This is a genomic window from Acidithiobacillus sp. AMEEHan (genome assembly GCF_030996345.1).
GTDB lineage: Bacteria > Pseudomonadota > Gammaproteobacteria > Acidithiobacillales > Acidithiobacillaceae > Igneacidithiobacillus.
The window spans coordinates 1,952,266-1,978,625 of record NZ_CP118747.1; the positions used below are offsets into that span (position 1 = coordinate 1,952,266).

General features: G+C 58.8%; 21 protein-coding genes and 4 tRNA genes. 12 read left to right on the forward strand and 13 right to left on the reverse strand.

What is annotated here, in order from left to right; genetic code table 11:
- The first annotated feature begins 73 nt into the window (after positions 1-73).
- Positions 74-235: a hypothetical protein gene (locus ORD17_RS10115; RefSeq protein ID WP_308388388.1), complete on the forward strand. Its 162-nt coding sequence runs from the start codon at positions 74-76 to the stop codon at positions 233-235.
- 569 nt (positions 236-804) lie between these two features.
- On the opposite strand, the gene ORD17_RS10120 is transcribed toward ORD17_RS10115, so the two are convergent.
- Together ORD17_RS10120 and xseA are read right to left on the reverse strand one after the other, a co-directional pair.
- A complete protein-coding gene (locus ORD17_RS10120; protein ID WP_308388389.1) occupies positions 805-1,641 on the reverse strand; it encodes a hypothetical protein in 837 nt (278 codons plus the stop codon).
- Between the two features lies 1 nt (position 1,642).
- Positions 1,643-2,983, reverse strand: a complete 1,341-nt coding sequence (gene xseA / locus ORD17_RS10125; RefSeq protein WP_308388390.1) for an exodeoxyribonuclease VII large subunit — start codon at positions 2,981-2,983, stop codon at positions 1,643-1,645.
- An 84-nt stretch (positions 2,984-3,067) separates the two neighbouring features.
- On the opposite strand from xseA, the gene trxA reads away from it, so the two are divergent.
- Positions 3,068-3,448 (forward strand): thioredoxin, encoded by a 381-nt coding sequence (trxA, locus tag ORD17_RS10130; protein ID WP_308388391.1) that lies wholly within the window; start codon positions 3,068-3,070, stop codon positions 3,446-3,448.
- Here trxA and ORD17_RS10135 read toward each other — a convergent pair.
- A complete protein-coding gene (locus ORD17_RS10135; RefSeq protein ID WP_308388392.1) occupies positions 3,445-3,618 on the reverse strand; it encodes a hypothetical protein in 174 nt (57 codons plus the stop codon). The genes trxA and ORD17_RS10135 overlap by 4 nt on opposite strands.
- 15 nt (positions 3,619-3,633) lie before the next feature.
- Complete coding sequence (locus ORD17_RS10140; RefSeq protein WP_308388393.1) at positions 3,634-4,476, reverse strand: energy transducer TonB; 843 nt, start codon at positions 4,474-4,476, stop codon at positions 3,634-3,636.
- A 157-nt stretch (positions 4,477-4,633) separates the two neighbouring features.
- On the opposite strand from ORD17_RS10140, the gene atpC reads away from it, so the two are divergent.
- On the forward strand, positions 4,634-5,146 hold the full coding sequence (gene atpC / locus ORD17_RS10145) for an ATP synthase F1 subunit epsilon (RefSeq protein WP_308388394.1): 513 nt from the start codon (positions 4,634-4,636) through the stop codon (positions 5,144-5,146).
- A 91-nt stretch (positions 5,147-5,237) separates the two neighbouring features.
- Here atpC and galE read toward each other — a convergent pair whose 3' ends face one another.
- From galE to ORD17_RS10160, 3 genes are all read right to left on the reverse strand, one after another.
- Positions 5,238-6,224 (reverse strand): UDP-glucose 4-epimerase GalE, encoded by a 987-nt coding sequence (galE, locus tag ORD17_RS10150; protein ID WP_308388395.1) that lies wholly within the window; start codon positions 6,222-6,224, stop codon positions 5,238-5,240.
- A gap of 44 nt (positions 6,225-6,268) precedes the next feature.
- A tRNA-Glu gene (locus ORD17_RS10155) sits at positions 6,269-6,344 on the reverse strand.
- A gap of 97 nt (positions 6,345-6,441) precedes the next feature.
- The gene (locus ORD17_RS10160; protein ID WP_308388396.1) at positions 6,442-8,262 is read right to left on the reverse strand and encodes a SulP family inorganic anion transporter; all 1,821 of its coding nucleotides are present in this window, start codon (positions 8,260-8,262) and stop codon (positions 6,442-6,444) included.
- Between the two features lie 228 nt (positions 8,263-8,490).
- Between ORD17_RS10160 and ORD17_RS10165 the strand changes: the two genes are divergently transcribed.
- Entirely contained in the window at positions 8,491-10,017 is a 1,527-nt protein-coding gene (locus tag ORD17_RS10165; protein WP_308388397.1) for a DHA2 family efflux MFS transporter permease subunit, read from the forward strand.
- 1 nt (position 10,018) lies between these two features.
- Here the strand turns inward: ORD17_RS10165 and ORD17_RS10170 are convergent, their stop codons facing one another.
- Complete coding sequence (locus tag ORD17_RS10170) at positions 10,019-10,933, reverse strand: D-alanyl-D-alanine carboxypeptidase family protein (RefSeq protein ID WP_308388398.1); 915 nt, start codon at positions 10,931-10,933, stop codon at positions 10,019-10,021.
- Positions 10,934-11,015: 82 nt separating this feature from the next.
- Between ORD17_RS10170 and ORD17_RS10175 the strand changes: the two genes are divergently transcribed.
- The 3 genes from ORD17_RS10175 (at position 11,016) to ORD17_RS10185 (ending at position 13,096) form a co-directional block, all read left to right on the forward strand.
- The gene (locus ORD17_RS10175; protein ID WP_308388399.1) at positions 11,016-11,795 is read left to right on the forward strand and encodes a sulfite exporter TauE/SafE family protein; all 780 of its coding nucleotides are present in this window, start codon (positions 11,016-11,018) and stop codon (positions 11,793-11,795) included.
- A 19-nt stretch (positions 11,796-11,814) separates the two neighbouring features.
- On the forward strand, positions 11,815-12,816 hold the full coding sequence (locus tag ORD17_RS10180) for a class I SAM-dependent methyltransferase (protein WP_308388400.1): 1,002 nt from the start codon (positions 11,815-11,817) through the stop codon (positions 12,814-12,816).
- 204 nt (positions 12,817-13,020) lie between these two features.
- Positions 13,021-13,096 (forward strand) — tRNA-Ala (locus tag ORD17_RS10185).
- A 421-nt stretch (positions 13,097-13,517) separates the two neighbouring features.
- Here the strand turns inward: ORD17_RS10185 and ORD17_RS10190 are convergent.
- A complete protein-coding gene (locus tag ORD17_RS10190) occupies positions 13,518-14,753 on the reverse strand; it encodes a hypothetical protein (RefSeq protein WP_308388401.1) in 1,236 nt (411 codons plus the stop codon).
- Positions 14,754-14,824: 71 nt separating this feature from the next.
- Positions 14,825-14,901, reverse strand: a tRNA-Arg gene (locus tag ORD17_RS10195).
- 233 nt (positions 14,902-15,134) lie between these two features.
- Between ORD17_RS10195 and ORD17_RS10200 the strand changes: the two genes are divergently transcribed.
- The 3 genes from ORD17_RS10200 to ORD17_RS10210 all read left to right on the forward strand — a co-directional run bounded on the left by ORD17_RS10200 (position 15,135) and on the right by ORD17_RS10210 (position 18,388).
- Positions 15,135-15,941 (forward strand): acyltransferase, encoded by an 807-nt coding sequence (locus ORD17_RS10200; protein ID WP_308388402.1) that lies wholly within the window; start codon positions 15,135-15,137, stop codon positions 15,939-15,941.
- 23 nt (positions 15,942-15,964) lie between these two features.
- The gene (locus tag ORD17_RS10205; RefSeq protein WP_308388403.1) at positions 15,965-18,187 is read left to right on the forward strand and encodes an acyltransferase family protein; all 2,223 of its coding nucleotides are present in this window, start codon (positions 15,965-15,967) and stop codon (positions 18,185-18,187) included.
- A gap of 108 nt (positions 18,188-18,295) precedes the next feature.
- Positions 18,296-18,388 (forward strand) — tRNA-Ser (locus tag ORD17_RS10210).
- Positions 18,389-18,638: 250 nt separating this feature from the next.
- Here ORD17_RS10210 and ORD17_RS10215 read toward each other — a convergent pair.
- Genes ORD17_RS10215 through ORD17_RS10225 form a run of 3 tightly spaced genes read right to left on the reverse strand, consistent with a single transcriptional unit; the run spans position 18,639 to position 24,367 of the window.
- The gene (locus ORD17_RS10215; protein WP_308388404.1) at positions 18,639-21,740 is read right to left on the reverse strand and encodes an efflux RND transporter permease subunit; all 3,102 of its coding nucleotides are present in this window, start codon (positions 21,738-21,740) and stop codon (positions 18,639-18,641) included.
- Between the two features lie 9 nt (positions 21,741-21,749).
- A complete protein-coding gene (locus ORD17_RS10220) occupies positions 21,750-22,835 on the reverse strand; it encodes an efflux RND transporter periplasmic adaptor subunit (RefSeq protein ID WP_308388405.1) in 1,086 nt (361 codons plus the stop codon).
- Complete coding sequence (locus ORD17_RS10225; protein ID WP_308388406.1) at positions 22,832-24,367, reverse strand: efflux transporter outer membrane subunit; 1,536 nt, start codon at positions 24,365-24,367, stop codon at positions 22,832-22,834. The genes ORD17_RS10220 and ORD17_RS10225 overlap by 4 nt, the downstream gene beginning before the upstream one ends.
- Before the next feature lie 166 nt (positions 24,368-24,533).
- On the opposite strand from ORD17_RS10225, the gene ORD17_RS10230 reads away from it, so the two are divergent.
- A complete protein-coding gene (locus tag ORD17_RS10230; RefSeq protein WP_308388407.1) occupies positions 24,534-25,346 on the forward strand; it encodes a tetratricopeptide repeat protein in 813 nt (270 codons plus the stop codon).
- A 98-nt stretch (positions 25,347-25,444) separates the two neighbouring features.
- Positions 25,445-26,347: a 4-hydroxy-tetrahydrodipicolinate synthase gene (gene dapA / locus ORD17_RS10235; RefSeq protein ID WP_308388408.1), complete on the forward strand. Its 903-nt coding sequence runs from the start codon at positions 25,445-25,447 to the stop codon at positions 26,345-26,347.
- The last annotated feature ends 13 nt before the right edge of the window (positions 26,348-26,360 follow it).

Consider the following 26,360-nt stretch of genomic DNA (forward strand, 5'->3'; position numbering starts at 1 on the left):
ACTGTCCCGATAAATCATCGGCAGTGGTCAGGAAGAAATTCGGATGGCAGAGCCAGCGCAAGGGAGAATATCGATGACAGGTGAGCCTGATTCTCAGGAAGGTGTCCTGGTCGATGATGCAATATTCGAATATCTGCTGTATTTGCGCGAGAGTGGCGGCGCGATCGCGCTAAGCGACCCGCATCAAGGAACGCACGGGATCGGTCGGGTGCTGCGACTGTCCTCCCGGGGGTAACGATTTCCTGCGAAAATTTCTGGGGCGAGCATGCCAGGGTTCTGGTCGCCCACTATGAGCCCCGACGCTCGGTCCATTTTCTTCTGCAGGAGGGCAAGGAAGAGGAACCGGGCCTGTGGCTCTTCCCCTACCCAAACCGCATTCAGATCCGTCAGGAGCGCAAGAATCTGCGCTATACCGTCAACAGTCCTGTACTCGCGACCTGGTACGACCTCCAGGGGAAGGAGCTGGTTTCTGGGGATGTCGTTGACATTGGTCTTGGTGGGTTTCTGGCGAGCATTTATGTATCGAGTGAACAGGCCTTGGATGCCGGGACTTGTAGAGAAGGCGATCAGGGTCTGATCGTTCTGCGTCGCAGTGATACGCAGGAATGGAAAGGGCAAGCGGCTTTACGGCGGCGGGTTCCTCTCGATCCTCCCACAGAGGCGAAGCGGGTCGCAGGCGCCGCCGAGTTTGTCTTGCTCGGATTTGCCTTTCAATTTGCCAATTCGCAAGCCATAAATGAGCTGACGGATTTTTTTCAGGGGATTCTGGGCCCAGTTGCTTGATGCATCTTCCGTTCGTGGCAATCAGTGCTGCAAATGGGCAACTGCGTGCGTCTTGGCAACGCGCCGACGTTGGACCTGGCGCTGCTTGGGCAACCCAAAGCTTTCCTTGGCAAAACACCAGCCGAAGAGTCCTACCCAGAGTAGCAGCATGACCGATAGAGCAGCGACGAGGGCCGCTGCCGCGGCCTCCTGGAGAATATGGGCGAGATAGCTGATTCCTGCCTGCAGGAGCAGGCTGGCGAGCAGAAATACCAGCCAGATACGTACGTTCCGCAACACCGCCAGAAAGCCGGCAAGAAGGGCGAGATAGCCCTGCCGCACCAGCCCCAGCACGACTGCACCCACTGAGAGCATCAAAAATACATTGCCAAGTAGGGTTTGCGCATTCCCCAGACTGTTGCTGAGGAGATTTTTCAGCCACAAAGGCAGGTTTGCCCAGCCGCCCGTGTGTAAGGTTTTCAGCGTGGCCGCCGAGGAAATATGGTCATGTTCCAGAATTCCCCGCAGGTAATGGTGTAGCGACCAGAGTACCAGCAGAATGCTGAAGACCAGCAACGCCAGGACTATTCCCAGACGGAGCAGCGGCAGCCAGGGCAGATCGCGAAAGGCAAGAAGCAAGTCCTGTATTTGCCAGCCTCCCAATTCTACCGTCATGGCAGTGGCAAAGATGAGGGCGGTTTCCAGACCGGCAAAGGGAATGGTCAAGATCAGGGGCTGGTGACTGACGTTGATCAGCATCAGCAAGCCCGAAAGAAAAATGAAAGCGACCGGCGCCTCCTTCTGCAACGCCCAGGACTCCCGGGTCCAGCGCCGGAACCATCCCGGTGGCACGGAATGCGGCTGCAGGGTCGAGGCCAATCTATTCCTCCCGCTCCAGCACTTGGCTGTACAGACGCCCGCGCCAGAGCTGCACATCGATACACGCACCCACTGCCACACCGGCGCTGCTGCGCAGCACGACACCTTGGCTGTCACGGACGATGGCGTAGCCCCGTTCCAGAACCGCCGTTGGATTCAGGGCCAGCAGCCGCAAGCGGTGCCGATCCAGCTCTTGTTCCCGCTGTTCCAGCTGGCGCTGAATAGCCAGACGCAGACGATCCCGCGACCGCGCGGTATGGTCCAGGTAGTAGTCGATAGCTTGGCGGGGATCAAGGCGACGCAGGCGAGCACGGAGGGCGCCCTGGCGTTGTTCTGAACGCATCAGATGCACCCGCATCTCCCGGCGCAGGCGGCTGCGCAGCAGCGTTAGCTCTCGCTCCTGCTGCTGCAGGGACGAGAGGGGATTGCGCAGGCGGGCGCGCAGGTAGTCGAGGCTCAATGTCGCTTCGCGCAAGTGGCGTTCGATGCTGTGTCGCAGCCGCTGGCGTTGGTTGCGAATTCGCTGCGCCCATTCCTCGCGATCCGGGCTGATCTGTTCGGCGGCAGCGGTGGGTGTTGCGGCGCGCCAGTCGGCCACGAAGTCGGCAATGGTAAAGTCGATTTCATGGCCAATGCCGGTTACCACCGGTAGGGTGCTGGCATGGATGGCGCGGGCGATGCGTTCGTCATTGAAGCACCATAGGTCTTCGGCACTACCGCCACCGCGGGCCAGAATGATGAGGTCCTCCGTTGCTCGTCGATTGGCACTCTCCAACGCAGCCACGATCTGCGCTGCCGCCGCGTCCCCCTGCACCTGCACTGGATAGAGCAGAAGTTCCAGCAGGGGCCAGCGCTTGGCCAGAGTGACGCGGATGTCGTGCCAAGCGGCTCCCGTCGCCGAGGTGATCACCGCCACCCGCCGCGGATGTTGCGGCAGCGGCTGTTTGTGTTCGTTGGCGAAGAGCCCCTCGGCGGCGAGCTTGTCCTTGATGCGCTGAAATTCGGCAGCCAGATTGCCGGCGCCCAATTCTTCCATCTGCTCGACGATGAGCTGAAATTCGCCGCGTCCCTCATACAGGGTCGGCTGGGCGATGACCTGCACCTGCTGCCCATCGCGCGGGCGCCAGGATTGCAGCCCATTGCGGTTGCGAAACATGGCGCAACGCACCTGCGCCTGGGCATCCTTGAGGGAAAAATACCAGTGCCCGGAACTGGGGCAGGCAAAATTGGAAATCTCGCCCTCCACCCGCAGCGGTGGAAAATTTCCCTCGATGATCTCCCGCACGGCACTGTTGAGGTCGCTCACGCGGAGAACCGGCAGCGACGTGGCGAACTCGCTCATTCGTCCTCGGCTATCAGGATTTTCCTTGACCTTACGGGGAGCGGGACTTAAGGTCAACCTACACTCGCTAGACAAGGAGGCCGTATGGCCGTGGTAGAATTGACGCAGGAAAACTTCGAACAGCTCATTACCGGCAATGAATTGGTGCTGGTGGACTTCTGGGCGCCCTGGTGTGCCCCGTGCCGGGCTTTCGCGCCCATCTTCGAGGCCGCTGCCGAGAAGTATCCCGATGTCGTCTTTGGCAAGGTCAATACCGATGAAGAACAGGAATTGGCGAGTGCCTTTCAGATCCGTTCCATTCCCACTTTGACGATTTTCCGCCAACAGATCGGTATTTTTTCGCAGGCGGGCTCCTTACCGGCCAGCGCCCTCGATCAGGTCATCGAACAGGCCAAGGCCCTTGATATGGATCAGGTGCGGGCGGAGATTGCCGCGCAGCAGCAGGAAGGCGGCGCACCGCACTAAGATGCGCCGTGGGGCTGGGAGGCCGCGCTCTGCTGCGTGGTTACCCCCGCCTTGCCGATGCCGGCGGGCTGGATACTGGTGAAGCCAATGATCACCAGGCCCACCATCGCCGCGGCCCAGAGTACTAAAAACAAGAACATCAGCAGGGTGGATCGCTTCGGTTTTTTCATGGGCTCTCCTCGTTGCTACCAGACGTTCACTTGACGCACGCCCAGAAAATGCATGTTCAATGGGATCTCGATGCGCCGCGTCTCTTTTTTGAGTTGCTCGGAAAACGCGGTGTAGGGGAAGGACAGGCGGATGATCTGCTCGGCCGCGGCGTCGAGTTTAGGGTTGCCGGAAGAATGGACCATGATGATGCGCTGCAAGCCTCCCTCGGGATTGAGCACCACCTTTACCTTCAAGTTGCCCACCATCTGACCGGGGTAGTTCAGGTCACCAATTCGCTCCAGTTTCTGAATCCAGCCGGCAATGTAAAAATCGGCGGCGGGAGTTTCCGGATTGTGAAATTTGGGTAGAGCGGGGGCTGCGGTTGCGCTGCGCGCGGCGTTGTCCATCTGCTCTTGCAGACGTCCCAGATTGATATGCGGGATGGAGTGGCTTGGCGATGCCGTGCTCGGCGCTGCTGCAGGCTGGCTCGGTGCCGCTGGTACCAGCGGGGCAACTTGGGACCTGGGTGGTCTCGGTACGGGGCGAGCCGGATGGGGACGCGGCCGTGCTGGCGCTTGCGGCCGTGCTGTGGGCCGGGGCAGGGGACGCGCTTGCACATGCGGTATCGGCACGGCAGACTGCGCTCTGGCTGGCCGACTGGGGGCAGCAGGACGGGTCGGCTCGGGCATGATCTGGAAGGTCTTGTAGCGCTCCTGTTTGCCCTGGAGCGCGAGGTGTTTGGGCGGATGTTGGTAGAGCAGAAGAAAGAGCAGCAGCGCAATCAGCAGCGTGGCGGGCACGATCCAAGGCAGCAGGCTGTCGCTCCAGTGCGGCTTGCCCTCAGGCACCAAAAAATAAAACGGACTGCTGACGCTCACCCCACCACCCACAAAGTCTCTTGCAATCTGCACAGAACGCAAGATTGAAGCATCCACTACGCAGAGTAAAGCGGGAGTCATCTTTGTTCACATTTCTCCAAATGCGGAGCGGGTTATCTCCTTGCGGTCAGACCTCGGGTGGTAAAGAATGGCAAGCATGAGCGAAACCAGAAACGCTTTTCCGTTGCAGGTAGCCGACGTCCATGGGTTGGTTTTTTCTGGGCAATGTGTCTTTCTGGTCTTGCCGGGGGAACTCGGGGAGTTGGGCATCCTCGCCCATCACGCGCCTCTGCTGACCATCTTGCAGGCGGGAGAAATGCGCATGCATCTGCCGGATGGCAGCGTGGAGGTCTTGTTTCTGGAGGGAGGATTTGCGGAAATCCTGCCGAACGAGGTGATGGTTCTCGCCGATCTGAGCCTGCGGATTCCCGACCTGAATCCTGACACGATCCAGGGGAGGGTCGCGGAAGCGAAGGCCGCCGTTGCGAGCAGCAAGCCGGGCGAGTTGGATTACCTGCGGGCAGAGCAGGAACTGCGCCGCGAACTGGCCAAATATCGTGCCCTGCAGAAATATACCAGCATGCCCCCTACCGAGAAGGGCGAATATGACTGGCAGCGGCCGCCGGTGGCAGAGCCACCCAAAATCAATCCATCGGCGTTGGAGGATTGATCCTCCCCGGCATCCTTAGAAATCGTTGTGCCGCAACGCCGCATCGGAGAGGTCATCTCTGGGATACGGGGCTGCGTCTGCCGGCTGCCGGCTACCAGCGTCGGCCTTTCTGCTGCTCCCAGGCCCAGGCGTGGGCGATGATGGTGTCGAGGTCGGCATATTTCGGTTGCCAGCCCAGGAACTGACGTGCCCGGGCGCTGTCGGCCACTAGGATCGCGGGGTCGCCCGGACGGCGTACCTGTTCTTGGACGCGGATTTCTTGGCCGGTTACCCGCCGTGCGCTGTCGATCACTTCCTGCACAGAGAAGCCCTGCCCGTTGCCCAGGTTGAGGGCGATGCTCTCGCCATCCTGCAGTAGATGCTCCAATGCTAGGAGATGGGCACTGCACAGATCCCAGACGTGGATGTAATCGCGAATGCAGGTGCCATCGGGGGTTGGATAGTCGCTGCCGAAGACGGAAATCTGCGGTCGTCGTCCACTGGCAGCCTGCAGTACCAGGGGGATCAGATGGCTTTCAGGATCGTGGCGCTCGCCCAACTCGCCATGGGGATCGGCGCCAGCGGCGTTGAAGTAGCGCAGGCAAACCGAGCGGAGTCCGTAGCTCTGCCCTAGATCGGCAAGCATCTCTTCGACCATGCGCTTGGAGCGCCCATAGGGGTTGATGGGCTGGGTGGGATGCAGCTCGTCGACGGGTGTGTATTGCGGTTCGCCAAAAATGGCTGCCGTGGAGGAGAAAATGAAGCGATCCACGCCGTAGCGACGCATGGCATCAAGCAGGTTGAGGGTGTTGGCGACGTTATTGCGATAGTAGCGTTCGGGGATCTGTACCGACTCGCCGACCTGGCTGAGTGCGGCAAAATGGAATACCGCGGCGAAGGAATGCTCGGCAAAGAGGCGTTCGAGTAGAACGGTATCCGCCAGATCGCCGGTGACCAGCTCGCCGTGGCGGGCGGCATCGGCAAAGCCGGTGCATAGGTTGTCGAGCACCGTGACGGGATATTGCGCCTGGGCCAGCATCTTGACCATGTGCGAACCGATGTAGCCGGCGCCGCCGACGACGAGGATAGGGGGGTTCATGACGTGACTGAGCTTTCAGCAGCGCGTGGAACATGCACGCAAACTGGCGTCCCCAGGGGGGTTCGAACCCCCGTTACCGCCGTGAAAGGGCGGTGTCCTAGGCCGCTAGACGATGGGGACCTGGAGCGGCGAACTTTACCCGGAAAGGCCGGGTGATGCAATAGCCCGTTTGCATCGTCGGCAGCCATTGGCACCTTTGCCGTTACTGGACGCTTGCCTAGCTACCAGGGTTGCGGGCCTCGCCGTTGGGTAGGTGGTGTTGGCACTCCGGAAAGATCCGCGCGGTACAACGGCGACAGATTTCGGGGTCCAGCCGGGGGTAGATCTTTTCGATGGGCCGGGTCCCCGCCGGAAAGAAATTTTCCTCTCCCAATTCCTCCAGGTAGGCGCCCTGGGCCAGGCTCGTTCGCACGGCCTCCTTCAGGCGATAGAAATATAGCCCGCCACCCAGTCGCCGTCGTCGCCGCGCCTCCTGCGCGAGGAGTTCTCCGCCAGCGATGTCGACAAAGTTCATCCCGGTTGCCACCACCAGCAGATGTTTCTGGCTGGGGTTGTGCTCGTCCACCTCGGAGAATTGCTGGCCGACATGATCTACCGCACCAAAGAAGAGGGAGCCATTGACCCGCAGGATCTTGAGTTGCGGACATTCGGGATGACCCTGGGCACTAATGTAGTGGTAGCTGCCGGGTTTTGGATCGGGTACCTCCGCCTGCACGCTGGGTCGAGAGGTTCGATACAGGTAAAAGATGAGGGAGAGGAGGATGCCAAAGAAAATGCCCTTTTCGAGATTGATGACGGTGCCGATCAGTGTCACCCAGAGAATCAGCGATTCGATGCGGCTGGCCCGCCAGATGGCGCCGATGTGGTGGAAGTCGATGAGACCCCAGGCCACCAGAAACAGGATGCCTGCCATAGCCGCGGTGGGCAGATACGCCGCCAAAGGGCCGACGAGGAGCAGGATCAGCAGCAGGAAACCCGAGGCGAACACCGTCGCCAGCGGGGTACGGGCGCCGGCGGCATAATTTACCCCGCTGCGGTTGAAGGAACCGCTGGAGGCATAGGCGGAAAAGAAACTTCCGATGAGATTGGATAGTCCCTGACCGATGAACTCCTGGTTGCCATCGATGCGCTGGCCGGACTTGGTCGCCACCGAGCGGGCAATGGAGACGGCTTCGGTAAGTGCGAGCATGGTCACTACCAACGCCGGGAAGAACATATCGTGCAAGGCGGTGAAGGAAAAATCCGGGAGAGACAAGGGGGGCAGATTGGCGGGCAGGGCGCCCACGGTCTTTATGCCGGTCGCCGTCACGCCGAACTTGGCATTCAGTGCCAGACTCAGCAGCGAGCCGACGACCATGGCGGCGATCATGAACGGGATGCGCGGCAGAAATCGTTTGAACAGGACGCCCGCCAGCAAGGTGACCAGCGCGACACTGGTGACGTAGGGATTAATCTCGTGCCAATGGACGAAGAGCTGATGGATGGTTTCGTGGAGTGGCAAACCACGCGGCAGCGGCAAACCAAAGAAATGTCGAACCTGACTCCCGGCAATGAGAATGGCGGCGCCGGCGGTAAAACCGATGATCACCGTATGCGAGATGAAGTTCACCAGGGTGCCCATGCGCGCCAAGCCCAGCACCAACTGGAAGACGCCCACTAGGAAGGTCAGCGTCAGGGCAAGACTGATGAAGGCTGGACTGCCCGGGGTGGCGTGGGTAACGATCGATTCGTAGACGGCGATGGAGATAGCGGTTGTCGGACCGGAAACCAGATGCCAGCTCGACCCCCACAGCGCGGCGATAATAGCCGGGACGATTGCCGCATAGATACCATAGTGGGGCGGTAGCCCCGCGATTACCGCAAACGCGACGCCCTGCGGCAGGACAATCAGCGCACCGGTCAACCCGGCGATGACGTCCGCACGCAGCGAGCTGTTATTTATCTGGGGCCACCAACGAAGAAAGGGCAGCAACCGGTACAGCCAGAGCGGGCATACAACAGCGTGGGAAGCGGAAGAACTGAGATGTGACTGCGTCATGGTCCAACACCGAGAAGTCGCTACAGAAACCTTTCTGCGGGTTTGCGACCATTTCCCGGCTTGCAGCCGATGTTGTTGGAACACTTGAGCCAGTCTAGCTACTGGGAGCGCGGCTCAACAGCCGATCAACAGATTGGAAAATACCATGGTCAAGCCTTGTGAGCAATGATCTCGTTCTTGCATACCGACCGATCGGTCAGTAGACTTGAAAGGATTCGGGGAGGGCCCATGAGCGAATCCGAGAACACTTCCGTAGTTGTCATTACGGTAGCGGTGATGTTGGCGGTGGTGATGCAGGTACTCGACCTTACCATCGTCAACGTGGCCCTGACCTATATGCGTGGCTCCCTGCAGGCCAATAGCGATCAGATCACCTGGGTGCTGACCAGCTACATGATTGCCAATGTGATCCTGTTGCCCCTCACCGGTCTGCTGGTGGAGCGATATGGGCAGCGCACGGTGATTCTGTGGAGCGTGGCCGGCTTTGTGGTGGCTTCGGCGCTTTGCGGGCAGGCGCACAGCCTGCCGGAAATCGTGCTCTGGCGCTTGTTGCAGGGTACCTTCGGGGCTTCGCTGGCCCCCGTGGGGCAGACGATCATGTTGCATGCCTATCCGGCACGAAAACGCGGACAGGCCATGGCCATCCTCGGGATGGGAATCATGCTGGGGCCGATTCTGGGCCCGACCTTGGGCGGCTGGCTCACCGATACCTTGAGCTGGCGCTGGGTCTTTTACGTTAATATCCCCTTCGGCATTCTCGCGTTTTTGCTACTTCAGGCGGTGCCCAACATCGGGCGCAGCGATCACCCCCGTCCGGTGGACTGGCTGGGATTTGCGCTCATGGCCTTGGGTTTTGGGGCTCTGCAGGGTGTACTCAGCCTGGGTAATGAAGATGACTGGTTCAGTTCGCACACCATCATCATCCTGAGCCTGGTTTCCGTCTTGGGATTGCTGTTTTTCGTGTGGCGCTCTCTGTCCGTGGAGCATCCGGTGGTGAATCTGCGCCTATTGAAGGACGCCAATCTGTCGCTTGGCAGCGCGGGCATCGGAATCTTCGGCCTGGCCTTGTTTGGGGCGATGGTCATCCTGCCGATCATGCTCGAAGATTTTCTGCACTATGAGGCCTTCACCACCGGTCTGGTCATGGCACCGCAGGGGATTGGTGCCATGCTCGCGATGCTGATTGCCGGGCGTCTACTTGCGCACAACGTCAATCCGCGCAACATCGTCCTGCTGGGGATTTTCTTCGGTGCTCTCGGTAGTTGGTATACCACCAAGTACAATCTCGACATCAATATGGCCTGGGTGATCTGGCCGTCATTCATTCGTGGCCTGGGCCTGGGCTTGGTCAGCATCCCCCTCTTTACCTTGGCCTTCTCGACGATCGACAAAAAGGATCAGGCGGAGGGGTCGGGCATCTTCAACCTGATGCGCACCCTAGGCGGCAGCATTGGCATCGCCATCGTTTCGACGGTAATGACGGAAGGCCGGCAGATGGGTTGGAACCAGATGGGTGGCCATATCAACCCCTTCAATCCGGCATTTCACCGTTTCATTGCGGCGATGGGGATGGGCGAGAGTCCGCGTGCATGGCAGGTGCTGGGTAACTTGGTGGTGTTGCCGCAGGCGGGGATGCGCGGCGTACTGGATGCACTCATCCTGGCCTTTTACAGCTTTCTCGTCTTGATTCCGCTGGTGCTGCTTTTACGCCGCCCCCCCGAGCCTGCGGAGGAAGGCGAGGCGTCTGGTCATTGAGTCATTGCTCTTCGGCGGTGCTTTCGAGACCACCGGCCTGCGGCAGCCAGAGGGTGCGGGCGAAGCCCCAATCCAGCAGCTTGAGGCCTGCCCAGGATGCCTTCCAGAAGCCGCGGCTCTCATTGGTAAAGGAGGGGACGCCAAGGACAACGGCAATCAGGGTCATGTTCCCCTGGGTGCCGGTTACCACCAGGCAATGACCGGCGGCATCGGTGTAGCCGCTCTTCATGCCGGTGACAAAGGGCACGCGCCCCACCAGCAGGTTGGGATTGGGACTGGTGATGCCGGCGTAGGTGAAGTTTTTATGGCCGAAAAAAGGCAGATATTGCGGAAAGCGCTGCAGGATGTTGCGGGTGAGGACGGCTTGGTCATAGGCACTGGAGAAATTGTTGGGATGGGGCAGGCCGTCGGGGTTGTTGTAGGTGGTGGAGAGCATGCCGAGAGCTTGCGCGGTGCGGTTCATTTTTTGCACAAAATGGGGGACATTTCCGCCGACCAGGACGGCAGCCTCTACGGCAGCGTCGTTACCCGAGGGCACCGTCATGCCCAAGATGAGCTGGGCCAGACTGAAGGGCAGGCCGGCACGGAGGAACATCGACGAGCCACCGGTATGCAACGCCGCTGGGCAGGGCGTGTATTGCCCGTGCAGTTGCAAATGTCCGGAGTCGATGTCCTGAAACAGCAGGTAGAGGGTCATCAACTTGCTCAGGCTGGCGATGGCGTAGGGCTTGTACGCGTTTTTGGCGGCGAGGATCTGCCCCGTTTCGGCATTCATGAGGATGTAGGATCGCGCATCGATGGGCGGCAGGGTGGAGATTTCCTCGCCCTGTGCCATGTTGCCAAGACCGAGCCAGCAGAGAATGGAAAAAATCAAAAAATACAAGGTGTTGCGAACTTGTTTCTGTACCGGGACCATGGTGGCACCGCTCCATGCTAAAGTTATGGTTTAGAGTTTAGGCGCTTTTCTCTATTTTTCAATAGGTTTTTGGAGACATACTATGCATGTTCTGGTCGGCGATCCGGCCTCTGTCAGTCTGGCTGCCAGTAGTCTCTGGGTGCACCCGGGGCTATGGGCCATCGCTGGCGCGATTGTCTTCCTTGCGTTTTATGTACGTGCGGTGATCGGCTTTGGTTCCGGTCTGATTTCCGTGGCGTTGCTGACCCTGTTCTTTCCGATCAAGGAAGTCGTGCCGGTCGTACTGCTGCTCGATCTGTTGGGTTCGGTGCTGTTGGGTGCCTATGATTTTCGCGAAATTCGCTGGCCGGAACTGGGCTGGCTGGTGCCAGGTAGCTTGTTGGGACTTCTGGTGGGTGCCTTTATTCTGGCCGACAGCGACGCCCAAGAGCTGACGCGCTTTCTGGGAGTCTTCATCCTGGCCTATGTGGCCTATGCGACGTTGCTCAAGCCGGAACGATTGCCGCGTCTGTCCTTACCCTGGGGTGTGCCGCTGGGGACCTTCGGCGGAATCATCGGTAGCCTCTATGGCGGCGGTGGGCCGCCCATCGTTGCCTACCTGCAGATGCGCCACCTCGATAAACGCGCCTTCCGCGCGACTTTTCAAGGGATTGCGCTGACGGACAATATCGTGCGAGGTCTCATGTATATTTTTCTGGCTTTGCTTACCGGGCCGCTGGCCTTGGGTTTTCTGGCCTTGGCGCCGGCGAGTCTGGTTGGGCTTTGGGCCGGGAATCATCTGCACTTCAGAATCAATCAAAAACTGTTTTTGCGGGCGACGCTGGTCGTGCTGGCGATCGTCGGCATCAAGTATCTTGTGTGATCGAAAAAAGGAGCGAGCCATGATTTCGGCGGAAGAGTTGCGGAGCCGGGCGCAGGGAGCGATGTCTCTGCATATTGCCTTCATTGGGGTGGTGAATGGTTTGTTTTCTACCTTGCATCGTTTGCGGACGGCAACGCCGGCAGAGTTGGCCCAAGCAACGGACATGGATATGGGATACCTGCAGCGCTGGTGCGATGCGGCGTATGCCTTTTCCTGGCTGGAACGGCACGGCGAAGGCTTTGTTTTGAGCGAGGATGGCGACCGTATGCGTCCGGAGCGGCCGGATAGCCGGATGGCGGCCGCCGTGGGGGCGGTTCTGGGTGCCCACATGGCCGAACGGGCGGCGGGTCTGATGCGTACTGGAGAGCGGCCAGGCGAGAAGGTGCTCGCCGAGCGCGAGACGATTCTGCCGTGGTTTGGAAGTATGTTGGAGCACAATTTCCGCAGCACTTTCGAGGAAAAGATCGTGCCCAATGTCCCAGTATTTGCGGAAATGAATGCCCGCCAGGGGCTCGCGGTGGACCTGGGCTGCGGAAACGGCTGGTACCTGCGCGCCTTACTGGGCAAATGCGCGCAGATGCGGGGTTTGGGGCTCGATGGCTTTGCCGAGAATGTGCGCCAGGCCAGTGCGCTGGCTGCTGCAGAGGGGCTGGGCGAACGTCTCCACTTTGCGGAAGGTGACATTCATCAGTTTCGACTTCCCGAGCCTGCTGATCTCATCGCCATGAATCGGGCGCTGCACCACGTGTGGGAAGAACGGGGAGAGCTGTTCGCGCGTCTGCATGAAGAGTTGCGTCCGGGGGGCGCAGTGGTGATCTGGGAGCCGGCCTGGCCCGATGACACCCTGCTCCTGCGCGAACCGGCTTACCGCGGCATGGCCTTCCAGAATCTCACGGAACACGTGCAAGGAAATCATTTCCTGCGGCCGAAAGAGATCTCCCAAGCCCTTTCTGCTGCCGGTCTTGCCGCCAGCATCCATCCTGTCGGCAGTGATGTTGTCGTCGTGGGGCGGCGCCATTAGCTAGTCTGAGTCGTTTGTAGTCATCCTTCAGTTAGCTATCGGCATTCTGCGGGCGAGAGGGATCGCGGACCCAGACTCCACGATCTGCCGTCTGGCAGGCGCTGCCAAGACGTTAGTCTATGGGGTCCGCTTCGTTGCGCAGGAAAGCATGCCGGATCGCATTGCATTTGCGGAGCGTAGCGGCTATCATCTCGCCTCAATGTTGGGGCGGTAGCTCAGCTGGGAGAGCGTCGCGTTCGCAATGCGAAGGTCGGGAGTTCGATCCTCCTCCGCTCCACCACTATTTAACGCCCAACTGCTCCCAGTTGGGCGTTTTCATTACCAAGCGGTAGGATGGGACCGAAGCATCTCTGCGTTTGACATGACGATGGACTTCAGCAGTCTCGACCTCCTGCGCGAACACCGTCCTGCTTGGCTGATGCAGCTTTCCGAATCGCTCCTGCGATTCACGTCATTGGCGGCATCGCCTGCTCCGACCTGAAGCTTGGCGCCGGCAGCTGCAGCCAGCTGACTACCGATCTGCGACGAGGAGTCATCACCGAGAAAGTAATCGCAGACGACCGACGGGATTTGCGGCCGCTCCTGGCGCCTCGTCTACTTGCTGCATGACGATCAAAAGGCGCAGGCAGCCGCAGCAGTGCTCATTGACCCCACCATCGAGTAGGGATTTCGCCCGGAGAAGGGACCGGGCACAGCGCATGTTACTGTCTCGATTCCGATTCGAGACTTCGCAGGCTTTCCTCCGTTCCCGCCGCAGCGGTAAGGTCGGCGACGTTGTCCTTGGTAAAAAATCCCTGGAAGCCATGAAAGCGCTGCACGTACTCGATAATGAGCGAGGTATGCGTCGAGGCACGAGAAAAAATCTGCTTCAGTCCCTCCTGCTCGGAGCCAATCACCTGCAGCAGGAATTCCTGCCCGCACTCCGCCAGACTGGACACTACATAATCGATGTTGGTTTTGCCCTGCGTGTTGCCATCGCGTACCGCAATGGCAATATGGTGCAAACGCGGGCCAAAATTGCGAACAAAAGATTCCGTAGGGGAGGGAATTTGCAGTAGATGATTGCAAAAATACGGATGATTGGCCGCCGTGAAAACCTTTGCCGGTGTGTGCAGAACGTCATCATAGTGCAGGCTTTTGGTGACGTTGGTGGATGAGTTTTGATCGGGGATGTCGTAGGATCCCCAGTAGTAGTAACTGGATAATCCAAGGTACTCGAGAATGGCAACTTCTCGATTCTGGCTATAGACGCGGGTAGCCAAATGATCGATTGGCAAGAGAAGTTCGCTGATTTTTAGTCGCTCTCGCAGCTCTTGCGCTTGCTCAAACGCCGCCTGCATTTCTGGGTCGATGCGTGAATTTCCTAGGGCATAGACGCGAATATCGTTATCCGGGCGCTCCCAATACCCGATGATATTGTGAGTATAGGGTGAGGGCTTTACGATCGCCATGTTTCCCGGGAGCTCCATCTGCCGAATTTGCTCCTGGTTGAAAAAACGGACTTCACGGCTTTTCTGGATTTCGACTACCTCGTGCAGATTTTCTACTTGAAAAATCTCTCCCATGTAGCGGGAATTTGGCTTCTTCGCGCCTATCGGATACACCTCGTTCAGGCTGCGAAAAATGCCGCGCAAATCTGGATTCTTGACCTCCCGTACCAACACATCCGGATAATTCATGTCGATACGCAAGATGTGGGTCAGATGCTGGTCGGTGTCGAGCGTGACCAGATAGTTGTAGGGAGTCATCAAACAGAGTTCGCGGATGTACGCGGCGGAATGTCCCGGTTCGAGAGTCATCATCAACGCATCGATGCGACGGATGTTTTCGGTCAGTCCGAGCCTGTCCCGCTCTTCCAGAAGGCGAGGCAGCCACTCTTCAAAGAAGGGGGAGTTGGCTTTATCGCCCTGGCGAGGATGCGCGGTATAACTGTTCACGATTCGCTCCTTGGATTGGCTCCGCTTCACCATCCTGCGTGCCGCGAGGGTGGGTGTCCGGCAAAAAGATTTGGCGCGCCCAGAGGGAATCGAACCCCCAACCTACGGCTTAGAAGGCCGTTGCTCTATCCGATTGAGCTATGAGCGCTTCGGTTCATTGTAGGACAAGCCGGGTGCATCTCGCTAGGCATTGCCAAAAGCTGGTTTGTTGGGGCGTGGCGCCTCATTGCGGGCACGCGCGTGGAAGGACTCTGTCGGATTCCCTTTTTGCTATTTCTCTTCCTTTGCTATTATCCGACCCGAGGAGCAGGGCTCCAAAGGGAGGGCGCCCCAGTTCCGGGTCCGCGCCAGGAAACGGCTGGTAAAAGAGGGCGTCGACGTATGGTGGAGGCGGGTAAAGGACAGGGGCTTTCCGGCCCCAAATCAAGTTTCATGAAGCCGTATCGCTGGGCACGCCTGCTAGCCGGTGCCGCAATTCTTTCGCTGAGCTCCTGTGCGCAATCTCTTCCCCAGACCGCCGCGCCACAGCCCGTGCTACCGACGACCGTCAGGACTCTGGCGCCCAAAAGCACGGCTGCCCCCGGCGACCGTTATCTGGATCGCATGGCAATCATCGATGCGCGCAAGGATTTCCAGCAGAGCCCCGATCCTGGCTACGTGCTCGACGCCCACTCAGTCATCCGCTTTCCCAGCTTGGGTCCCACTGGTGTGATCATCATTGGTGATAGCATCCTGACGGGTTGGTCTGGCTATTTTGCCCATGTCTTTCCCAATGCTTTCCTCGATGGCCGGGTCGGGCGACAGTTTTCTGCCATTATCCCCATCTGGCGAACCCTGCAGGAAGCGGGGATGACCCATAAAGTCGGGTATGTGGTAGTGGAGTTGGGGACCAACGGTGAGGTTTCGCCCCAGGATCTGCAAACCTTTCTACGCCTGGTCGGCGATCGTCAGGTGCTGCTGGTGATGCCGGAAATGCCGAGATCCTGGGAGCACGAGGTGCAAGATCTCTATCTTCAGGCCGCCGCTACCCATCCCAACGTCCATCTGGTGCGCTGGGACTTGCTGAGTCGAAACCATCCCAGTTATTTCTGGACCGATCGGGTGCACCCGACCTGGATGGGAATCCAGGTCATGGTGCATGCCATTGCCCGTGATCTGGAAAAAGTGATTGCCAACAAGAACAACTAATCTTTTCTTTCCGGTAAAAAATCGTGCTGCCATATATTGATTATTTGAAGTTCTTGGCTATTTTTGCGGTCATCGCGTTCCATATTCATGACACCATCAGTTTTGCCTACCCTTGGTTTTCCGGTGGCTATCTGGGAGTCGATATTTTTCTCCTGTTATCGGGATTTCTGATCGAAAAATCGCTGGAGCGCGGGCGCCAGAGTACATTGGCGCAGCGTAGCAAGGATTTTTTTGCTCGACGATTTTCTCGTATTCTCGTTCCCATGCTGGCGGTTACCGCGATCCTCGCGATACTCCTTTGGTCGACCGACCTACTCACGGGATGGGCACCCGTGTGGTACTCGGCGATCCTGGGCTACAATTTTTATCTGGTCCTCCATCACATCCCCTATTTCCAGGTATACAGTTACCCGCATCCGTTTTTGGGGATGTGGTTCATTTCCCTTTTGGGTCAGTTATATCTGCTGCACTTCTTACTGCGCACTTCGTTGCCTAGAAAGTGGCTGTACCGGACGGTGCTGCCGGTGCTCTTTTGCGTAAGTTTGGGGTCTGCCTGGTGGCTGATGCGCCAGGGTAATTTGAATGCCGCCTATGTGCTTCCCAGCCATGCTTTTCCCTATCTTGCCGGCGCATTACTGACCGAACTGGGCTGGGCCCGGCCTCGGGAGGTAGGACGGAGTAGCTTCGACGGCCTGGGTATCCTTGCCCTTCTGCTGCTGCTGGCACTTTTTATTTGGGCACCCTACGAGAATTTTGTGTATTTCTCCCTTGCTGCCACCGCCCTTGGCTTGGTCTTTCTGCTTGCTGCCGCGCGTGCGGCCTGGTTGCCGCGCCTGCGACTGCTGGTTTTGGGTAAGCTAGGGGAGATGTCCTATTCCCTGTATCTCTTGAATGTTCCGGTCGTTGCCCTGGTTCACTATTACTTCCCACAGACTTCCATTGCCAGCCAGGTGTTGTTTTCGCTCTCTTTACTGCTGTTGTTGTCGGTGCTGACCTACCTGCTGCTGGAGCTGCCATTGCAGGCAGCCTTTCAAAAACAGGCGCGACATGGGGTAGGCAGGGGGGCATTCGTGTTGGTGCTGGTCTTGCTGGCGCTGGCGAGCGGGGGCTGGTGGCAGGCCAATCGCCTGGGACAGGAAGCAGTGCGTCAGCAAGCGCAGGCGCAGCATGATGCGCTCTATCGGCAATATCTGGAGAAACGGGTGGCCAGCATGGGACGGGATCTGCAAGCACTAACGGGCGCTAAGACCCTTTCAGCTGCCGAGGCAGAGGCACACGCGGATTCCCGGGCCAACAAGGCCCTGGAAAGTAATGCCGATCTGATGCAGTGGCAGCCTCATCCCGGTCTGGGCTTTTTGTATAACGGGCAAGAGCTACGCAGTAATCCAGCCTATCCTGAAAAACAGGTATTGTTCATTACTGACTCTATTCTGCTGGGTTGGTCGGGGTACGTAATCCACATGATTCCGAATGGGATTCTGGATGGTCAGGTGGGCCGCTCGTTTTTCCGGGCGCAGGCGGTTCTGCAGAAAATGTTTCAGGATCCGGCCTATGCCAAGGTTGCCTATGTCGTGGTCGAGTTAGGCAGCAATGGCTATGTTCAGTGGCCTGATCTAGAGAGTTTTGTGCAGGCAGTGGGGGATCGAAAGATACTGTTGATCGTTCCGTCCGTACCGCGCCCGTGGGAAAATGAAGTGCGCAGTATGTATGATCGTGCGGCAGCCAAGTATCCCAATATCACCTTGCTACACTGGAACCGCATTAGTGACGGTCACCCGAGCTATTTTGTGGCGGATCAGGTCCATCTCAATTGGGATGGTGCGCAGGCGCTGATGCAGGCAGTGCTCCGGACCTTGTACCAGATGGGCTATCGGAATCCGCTACCGGTCAAAGCGGTCTCTGTCAACGCTGCGCCTGCTACCCAGCCATTGCGTAGCGCGAAACCGTCTGCTGCGACCCAGTCCGCTCCGGTTTCCGCTACTGCCAGTTCGGCTGTGGTAAGAGACAGCTCTGCCAAGGCCCGGTCGGGTGTTGGTGGATTTTCCACGATGATTCCAATCGCCCCGGCCCTACAACAACAACGCACCGGTCAGATCAGCAGCCCTGCTGGCGAAACCACAAGCGAGCCAGACGATCTCGAAGAGAGTCAGGCGAGAGAGGGTAACCGAGAGGACGCTGGGACCCTGCAGAGTCCCAGCGAGACACGAAGTGGTGCTCCTACGCAGCAGCAAAACATGGCTGAGTGAGACCTGCGCGTTGCCTGGTTTCAGGTCCGACGGATTTTCGTGCCCAATACCATCCGCGAGCCCCATTTTTTGACGTGCGGTGTGACTACGCGGTACACTCCGCGCGTCGGAGAGATGGCCGAGAGGCTGAAGGCGCTCCCCTGCTAAGGGAGTATGGGGCTAAACACTCCATCGAGGGTTCGAATCCCTCTCTCTCCGCCACTTTCTCGCATCGAATCCAAGCAGATAACTCATAAAAACTTCCGTAAAATCAGAATATTAGAAGTTCTGCAAGGGGTTACAAATCGCCAAAATCTGCAACTATTTTCGCAGCTTTTCTCGTAACAAACGCTGCGGCTGATTCTGCAACTGCACCATTTGCAGCATCCTGTAGGCCATGCTGCAACCTTCCCAGGCGCGCAAAAAAGCGCCGCACGAGGCGGCGCTATCCTGGGTAAGCCTGGTGATTCTCTCAGACCGACTCGCTGGTGCTTCCCCCCAGCAGCTGTGCTCGTTTGTCGCGAATGTCTTTGGCGAGGGCCATGTACATGGCAGGCACTACGAAGAGCGAGAACAGGGACCCAATGGCCAAGCCGGTACAAATGACCAGACCCATCTGGTAACGCGAGACCGCGCCGGGCCCCGTCGCAAATACCAGGGGCATTACGCCAAGCACCATCGCCGCCGTCGTCATCAGAATCGGTCGCAGACGGATACTGGATGCCTTTTCGACCGCCGCGCGTTTGTCGAGACCATCGTGCAACTGAATGCTGTTGGCAAACTGGACGATGAGGATACCTTGCTTGGCAATCAAACCGATCAGGGTGATCAGACCCACCTCAGTGTAGATGTTGATGGAACCAAAGCCCAAGCTGATGAAAATGAGCGCGCCACTGATCGACATCGGCACGGTGATCAGAACGATCAGTGGATCGCGGAAGCTCTCGAACTGTGCCGAAAGCAACAGATAGATCAACAGAATGGCTAGCAGGAAGGTGACCAGCAGCCCACCTTTCTCCTGCTCGTACTGGCGTGATTGGCTCGCGTAGTTCACCTGGTAGTCACTGGGCATCACCTTTTCCGCCGCCTGACGCAGGAAGCCAAGCGCCTGTCCCATGCTCACTCCGGGCTTGGGAATGGCCTGGATGGTCGCCGCGTTGAGCTGATCAAATTGTGGCAGAAATTGTGGTTCAGTACGCGTTTCGATGCTGACCACCGTCGACAGCGGCACCAGCGCGCCGCTGGCCGTACTGATGTAATAGTGCTTCAACATACCGGGATCGGCACGAAAGCGGTCGGGAACCTGTGGAATGACCTTGTAACTGCGCCCATCCATATCGAAGCGATTGACGTAGTTGCCACCGAGCAGCGGCTGCAGATCCTGGGCGATGTCGGCCATGGAGATGCCTAGGTTACCCGCAAGATTGCGGTTGATTTTCAGTACCACTTCGGGATTGTCGATGCGGAGGTCTTTCATTACATAAAAGAACAATCTGCTCTGGTAGGCGGCGCCGACGACTTGATCCGCCACCTTGTCGAGCTTGGCGTAGCTGCCGGGACTCTGAAGGACGAACTGCACCGGCAGACCACCGGACGAGCCCGGCAACGGAGGTGGTAAGAAAGAGGCCGTCTGCAGTCCGGTAACCGACTGCAACGCCTGCTGGATCTTGGGCTGAAGCTGCATCGCCGTTACGCTGCGCTGATCCCATGGCGTCAAGCGCATGCCAGCGAACATGCTGTTGCTGCCGGCACCACTACCGGTGGATATACCGGTTACCATGAAGGTCGCTGCCTTTTCGGGATACTGGTTGAACACGTGCAGTACCTGTTTCCCATATTTCACCAGCTCTTTTGGCGTGATCGTCGGACCACCAGTATCGGCGCTGAAGATGATCCCCTGATCTTCCTGCGGTGCCAGTTCCGATTTGGAAGTGGTGAACAAGAAATAGATGCTGGCGAAGACCACTGCGGCAAAGAGTAGCGTCACCGGTACATAATTCAGGCTGCCATGGAGTAGGCGGTCGTAGAAGCGGGAAAGGCCACTGAACCGCTGGTCGATGAAATGCTCAAAGCCGTGCTCCTTGGTGCGCCGGAGCACTTTGCTTGCGAGCATCGGTGAAAGGGTGAGGGCAACGATCATCGAAATGAATACCGCTGCCACCAGGGTAAAGGCGAACTCGCCAAAGAGACTCCCGGTAAGCCCGCCCATGAAGGCGATGGGTGCGAATACCGCAATCAGGGTCGTGGACATGACGACGATGGGAGAGCCGAGCTCGCGCCCGGTGAGCATCGCTGCCTCGAAAGGAGATTTTCCCTCGTCGATGTGTCGGTGGACATTCTCGACGACGATGATGGCGTCATCCACCACCAGACCAATGGCCAGAACGAAGGCGAGCAGGGTGATGAGGTTGATGGAGTAGCCGAGACCCCACATGATCAAACCTGCACCGATGATCGACAGTGGAATGGCCACGGCGGGAATAACCGCTGCGCGCCAAGAACCCAGGGTAAAGAAGATCACCAGCAGGACGACCGCCAGGGTAATGCCGATGGTCAGCATTACCTCATCCAATGAGGCCTTGATGAAGACGCTGGCATCGTAGGGGATGGCCTCGTGCAGGCCTGGTGGCAGGCCCTTGTCGATGTTCTTCAGCGCTGCCTTGACGCCACTGGCAACATCCAGGGAGTTGGCCGATGGCGATTCCTGAATGCCGATGAAGGCCGCTGGGCGCCCGTCGAAGAAGGCGTAGGAGGTATAGTTTTGCGCACCCAGTTCGACCTTGGCGACATCTTTGAGACGGATCAGCGTGTTACTGGACTGTTTGATGACGAGGTTCTTAAATTCCTGCACATTGTGCAGATTGGTGGTGGCAACGATGGTGTTCTGCACCGTCTTGCCGCGTGTCTGACCGACTGCAGAAATGAAGTCATTTGCCTGTAGGGCGGTCGACACCTGTGCCGCGCTGATCCCCAGGGCCGCCATCTTCTGCGGATTCAGCCAGATGCGCATGGCATAGGTGTTGCCGTTCCCAGCACCGGGCGGCAGGATCTGCGCCTCACCGACCCCCGGTACGGTTGCTAGCTGGGGCTGTGCCACGCGCAGCAAGTAGTCCGTAATCTGCTGCTGATTCAGGGTGTTGCTATAGAATGCGATGTACATCAGGTCGGTGGTGCTGCCCACCGTGACGTTGATGACGGGCAACTGGCTGCCCGTCGGTAGTTGGTCCGTAACTTGCTGCACCTTGGCCTGGATGTTGGCCAGGGCAGAACTCGGCGGGGTGCCCAGCTGCATGTATACGGTAATGGTCGACGTGCCTTCGGAGCTGTTCGATGTGAGATAGTCGATGTGCGGCGCGCTGGCGATCACCTTTTCCAGACGCGTGGTCACGAAGCCCTGCACGGTAGCTGGGCTCGCCCCAGGATAGGCGGTGGTGATGGTGACTACGGTGTTGGTCAAGGCTGGATACTGGCGTACCGTCATCATCAGGAAGGCGTGCAGGCCCAGCAGAAAAATCACCAGATTTAGTGCCGTGGCCATTACTGGCCGGCGAACGAAAATTTCCGTAAATCGCATAAGATGGCCTCAGTGTGCCGCGGCGACGCTGACCGGCGCGTCGTTGGTCAATTTGACCTGTCCAGCGGTGACGACGAGCTCGCCGGCCTTCAGGCCCTTGATGATAGCGATCTGACCATCGCGCTCTTCGCCTGTTTGCACCACGCGCTGCACGGCAATCTGGCTCTTTTTGCCATCCACCGTTTTATTTTCGACGACATAGACGAAGTTGCCATAGGTGTTGTAGGTGATGGCTGCGATGGGCACCGTCAATACCTTCTGGGTTACGGCACGGACCACCGTGACGTTGCCAAACATTCCCGGACGCAGGACCTGCTTGGGATTGTTCAGGGTTGCCTGAACCTCGACCTGCCGCGTCTGTGCATTGATGGCGGAGCCCAGCGCCGTAATCTTGCCGGTGAATATCTGGCTGCCAGTGGCGTCCGAGCGAAATTGTACTGGAGTTCCGACCTGCAGTTCCGGGAGATTACTCTGCGGCAGGGTAAAATCGACGTACAGCGGATCCCAGCTCTGCAAATCGGCAATGGCGGTACCCGGCGTCACATACTGCCCCACATTCACCTTGCGAATCCCGATATGACCGCTGAAAGGTGCGGTGATGGCAAGCTTGTGCAAGGTCGCCTCATCATTTTGCAGGGTGGCCTGGTCAACGGCGTAGGTGGCCTGTGCCTGATCGAGCTGTGCCTGGCTCGCTGCCTTGTCGGCAATCAAGGTTTGCGTGCGCTTGAGGTTGACCTCGGCGAGATGCAGATTGGCGCGGTCCACCGCCAGTTGCGCCAGCTGGTTGCTGTTGTCGATCTGCACCAGAAGCTGCCCGGCCTGTACGACAGAGCCCGAGTGAAAATGGATGGCAGTGACGTTACCGGCGATCTGCGTGCTCAGTTCTGTGCCCTGAACGGCGCTGAGGGAGGCGACCGCCTGCAGCTCAGGATGCCACTCCTGTTCCCGCACCTTTTCTGCAGAAACGGAGTACACCGGTTTGGGCGCGTTGGCGATGGCCTTGGCAATCATCTGGTTGACGAAGGCCTTGAAGCCAAAGATGCCGCCAAAGAGGATGACCAAACCAAGAATGACGATAGCGTAGGCTTTTTTCATTGTGGATCTCCGGAGCGTTTGACCGGGGGATGGGAAACTTCCTGCAGCTTGGGTGCCCCTTTGCCGGGCTCATGCCACCAACCGCCGCCAATGGCGACGAGCAGGGCGGCCGTATCCTGATACCGCTGGGATTCCGCCTGCACTACGGCAATCCTGGCACTGTTGTACTGAATCTCGCTGGTCAGCAGGGTGAGATAGTCACTGGCACCGCTGCGATAGCTCACCTCGCTCAGGTGCAAGGCTTTCCGCGCCGCCTCGAGCGCTGCCTGCTGTGCGCGCAGGGTTTCGGCATCGCGCTGCAAGGCGCGCAAGGCGTTGGCCACTTGACCGAAGGCACCGAGCACGGTGGTTCGGTATTCCTGAAAGGTCACCTCATAGGCGGCCTTGGCCTCGGACTCCTGTGCGCGCAGCTTGCCACCCTCAAAAATGGGTTGCGATAGGCTGCCCACCAGGCTCCAGATACTGCTGACCGGATCGAAAAACAGTCCCGGATGGGCCGCTGTGGAGCCAATAGCGGCGCTGAGCTGAACGGTCGGGAAGAACTGCGCCTTCGCTTCGCCGACGGTGGCATTGGCGGCCTTCATTTGTGCCAGTGCTGCCTGTATGTCCGGTCTTTGCTTGAGCAAAGTGGAGGGCAGGCTCACCGGAATCTGCTCCGGCAGGGTAATCTGATCCAGGTGCAGTTCGGGAATCCTGGCCTGTCCGGGAAATTCGCCCAGTAGCGTTGCCAATTGATGATCGTAGACGGTAAGTTGCTGTTGCAGGGGCGGCAGTTTCGCCTCCTGGCTGGCCAGTTGACTGGCCTGGGTGACGACCGTGTTGTCGTCGATTGCGCCGGCTTGATATTGCAACTGGGTCAAATGTAGTAGTTTTTTCTCGCGTACGACGATTTCCTGCGTCGCGGCAATCTGCGCCCGCGTGGAAGCCGCGTCGATGGCGGTGGTGACGATGTTGCCGCTCAGTGTCAAGCGCGCAGCCTCCAGTTCCCAGCGCTGGTAGTCGACCAGGGCTTCACTGTTTTTGTAGACCAGACGATTCACACCAAAGATATCGGGATAATACGAGACCCCCAGGCTGCCAGTGACGAGAGAATAGCGGAAACCGCCCTTGCCACCACCGAAGGCCGCCGAAGATGCCTTGGCGCGGGTGGCTTGCAGGCTGCCGGTGACCTGAGGATAGAAAATGCTGGCGTTCACTCGTTCTTCCGCTTGCGCCTGTCGCAACTGGGCCTGTGCCTGCGCTACCGTTGGGCTGTTTTTCAGGCCGGTTTGCACCAGCTCGTTGATTTCCCGGGAGTGAAAGAGCTTCCACCATTCCTCGTCCAGCGCCTTGCCATAGACGAATTTCTGCGCAGTCCCCGCAACCCCTGCGGCCGATACCGTACCTTTGGGGTTGCCCGAGGCGGCATAGGGGATGTGATCGCCGGGGGTACTCGGCACGCGGAGCTTCGGCTCGAAGCTGCAGGCGGAAAGCCCCAGAGCCAAAGGCACAAGCAGTGCCAGGAACCGATAAGAGGGCAGGGAAGAGGACATGGGCGGGGACTCCAGGGGTTTAACCGACCGTTCGGTATAATGCGTACTGCCTCTGCTCTTGTCAATCCAAGGCGAATGATTTCAGAATGTAAAGGAGCTTGATTTTGCAGCGCAAGCAACGCATATTCCCGTACACCAAACTTGATGGTTTTTCGGAGCGTTCACTATGATTCGTCGTACCTTTCTCATCGGCCTTGCGGCCTCCAGTCTTGTGTTGCTTTCTCCCATGGCGATGGCGGAGCCGTCGGTGCCGCAGGTCATCCAGTCCATCCAGAGTGGTCAGTACGCAAAGGCGCAGCAGCAGCTTTCCGAGGTCCTTTCGGCGCACCCGAATTCCGCGCAGGCGCAGTATCTGGAGTCGCGGCTTCTGGCAAAGGAGGGCAAATGGCAGGAAGCGGCTGCCGCCCTGCAGCGGGCGAAGAGCCTCGACCCCAGCCTGTCTTTTGTGCAGCCCAAGGTGTTGGCCGGCTTTGAAAAGCAGTTGCAGCAAAAGGTCGGGAAAGCATCCTCCTCCACTGCAGCGGTCGGCGAGAAGACACATTCCCGACTGGGCGCAGCCATTGCCTGGTTTCTGGGCCTGATTGCCATCATCGCCGGGATTTCCTGGTTCCTGCGCCGCCGTCGGCAACAGCAGGCCATGGCCTACCGCCAGATGCAGCCCGGCTTTGGCAATATGGGCGGATTTCCGGGGCAGGGGACCTATGGTCCGCAGGGGCCTTACGGTCCTGCCGGGGCGCCACAAGGGGGCGGCATCGGTTCCGGTCTGGCCTCGGGTATTGCCACCGGAGTAGGTATCGGCGCGGGTATGGCAGCTGGTAATGCCTTGGCCGGTAGTCTCTTTGGTCACCACGATGCTGATACTGGCAGCAACGAGGCTGGCCAGAACGACCAGTTTGGTATGACCGACGCTTCCTGGGGTGGAGACGATTCTGCTGCGGGGGATTTCGGTATGGGTGGTGACGACGACAGCTGGGTGTAATGGCTGAGTGCTTGGCGGGCTTCGTCTTGCCAAGCATCATCCTCGACCAGTACCATTCAGCCTTTGCCGGTCTGCGCTGATATGGCTGGAGAGCAGTGATGTTTCACGGAAGTATGGTGGCGTTGATCACGCCAATGGATTCCAGCGGGGCCGTCGATGACCGCGCCCTGCGAGATCTGGTCGAATGGCACATTGCCGAAGGCACGCACGCGATCGTTGCCGTAGGTACGACCGGCGAGTCGGCAACGCTGACGGTCAAGGAGCATGTTGCCGTCATTCGCAGTGTGGTCGAGCAGGTGCACGGACGGATTCCCGTCATTGCCGGCACCGGTGCCAATGCTACGGCAGAGGCTATCGAACTCACTCGTGCGGCCATGGAAGTGCAGGCGGATGCCGCACTGCTGGTCAGCCCCTACTACAACAAACCGACGCAAGAAGGCCTCTTTCAGCATTACAGCGCCATTGCCGACGCCTGTCACTTCCCCATCATCCTCTACAATGTGCCCGGAAGGACTTCCGGCGACATCTTGCCGGAGACCGTGGCGCGGCTTGCTGAACGCCCCTGCATCGTCGGCGTCAAGGAGGCCAGTGGCAAGGTCGATCGCGTCGCGGAAATTCTGCATCTCTGTGCCGCCCGTGATGCCAGCATCGAGGTTTACAGCGGTGACGACGGCGCAGCTCTCGCAGCCATGGCAATTGGCGCACGCGGCGTGATTTCGGTCACCGCCAATATCGTCCCCAGAGCCATGGCGCAAATGATGGGTGCCGCCCTGGACGGAGATTTTGCCCGGGCGCGACGAATCAATGATGCACTGGTGCCGCTCCACCGCGATCTCTTCCTGGAATCCAACCCGATTCCGGCGAAATGGCTGCTTGCCGACATGCAGCGCGTAGGCCCCACCATCCGCCTGCCGCTCACCCCGCTCAGCGAGCCCCTGCACGCCCGTTTGCGTGCCGCTCTGGAGCATGCCAGCAACGCCCCTCTTTCTCCCGCCTCATGAGTACGCTTGCACC

Excerpts from the sequence above, each read along its gene's own strand:
- atpC (WP_308388394.1), top strand. The coding sequence starts at position 4,634 with ATGAGCGAAACCAGAAACGCTTTTCCGTTGCAGGTAGCCGACGTCCAT.
- ORD17_RS10175 (WP_308388399.1), top strand. The coding sequence starts at position 11,016 with ATGCATGTTCTGGTCGGCGATCCGGCCTCTGTCAGTCTGGCTGCCAGT.
- trxA (WP_308388391.1), top strand. The coding sequence starts at position 3,068 with ATGGCCGTGGTAGAATTGACGCAGGAAAACTTCGAACAGCTCATTACC.
- ORD17_RS10180 (WP_308388400.1), top strand. The coding sequence starts at position 11,815 with ATGATTTCGGCGGAAGAGTTGCGGAGCCGGGCGCAGGGAGCGATGTCT.
- ORD17_RS10115 (WP_308388388.1), top strand. The coding sequence starts at position 74 with ATGACAGGTGAGCCTGATTCTCAGGAAGGTGTCCTGGTCGATGATGCA.
- ORD17_RS10165 (WP_308388397.1), top strand. The coding sequence starts at position 8,491 with ATGAGCGAATCCGAGAACACTTCCGTAGTTGTCATTACGGTAGCGGTG.
- ORD17_RS10230 (WP_308388407.1), top strand. The coding sequence starts at position 24,534 with ATGATTCGTCGTACCTTTCTCATCGGCCTTGCGGCCTCCAGTCTTGTG.
- galE (WP_308388395.1), bottom strand. The coding sequence starts at position 6,224 with ATGAACCCCCCTATCCTCGTCGTCGGCGGCGCCGGCTACATCGGTTCG.
- ORD17_RS10220 (WP_308388405.1), bottom strand. The coding sequence starts at position 22,835 with ATGAAAAAAGCCTACGCTATCGTCATTCTTGGTTTGGTCATCCTCTTT.
- ORD17_RS10215 (WP_308388404.1), bottom strand. The coding sequence starts at position 21,740 with ATGCGATTTACGGAAATTTTCGTTCGCCGGCCAGTAATGGCCACGGCA.
- ORD17_RS10225 (WP_308388406.1), bottom strand. The coding sequence starts at position 24,367 with ATGTCCTCTTCCCTGCCCTCTTATCGGTTCCTGGCACTGCTTGTGCCT.
- ORD17_RS10170 (WP_308388398.1), bottom strand. The coding sequence starts at position 10,933 with ATGGTCCCGGTACAGAAACAAGTTCGCAACACCTTGTATTTTTTGATT.
- ORD17_RS10135 (WP_308388392.1), bottom strand. The coding sequence starts at position 3,618 with ATGAAAAAACCGAAGCGATCCACCCTGCTGATGTTCTTGTTTTTAGTA.
- ORD17_RS10200 (WP_308388402.1), top strand. The coding sequence starts at position 15,135 with ATGGTGGAGGCGGGTAAAGGACAGGGGCTTTCCGGCCCCAAATCAAGT.
- dapA (WP_308388408.1), top strand. The coding sequence starts at position 25,445 with ATGTTTCACGGAAGTATGGTGGCGTTGATCACGCCAATGGATTCCAGC.
- ORD17_RS10160 (WP_308388396.1), bottom strand. The coding sequence starts at position 8,262 with ATGACGCAGTCACATCTCAGTTCTTCCGCTTCCCACGCTGTTGTATGC.
- xseA (WP_308388390.1), bottom strand. The coding sequence starts at position 2,983 with ATGAGCGAGTTCGCCACGTCGCTGCCGGTTCTCCGCGTGAGCGACCTC.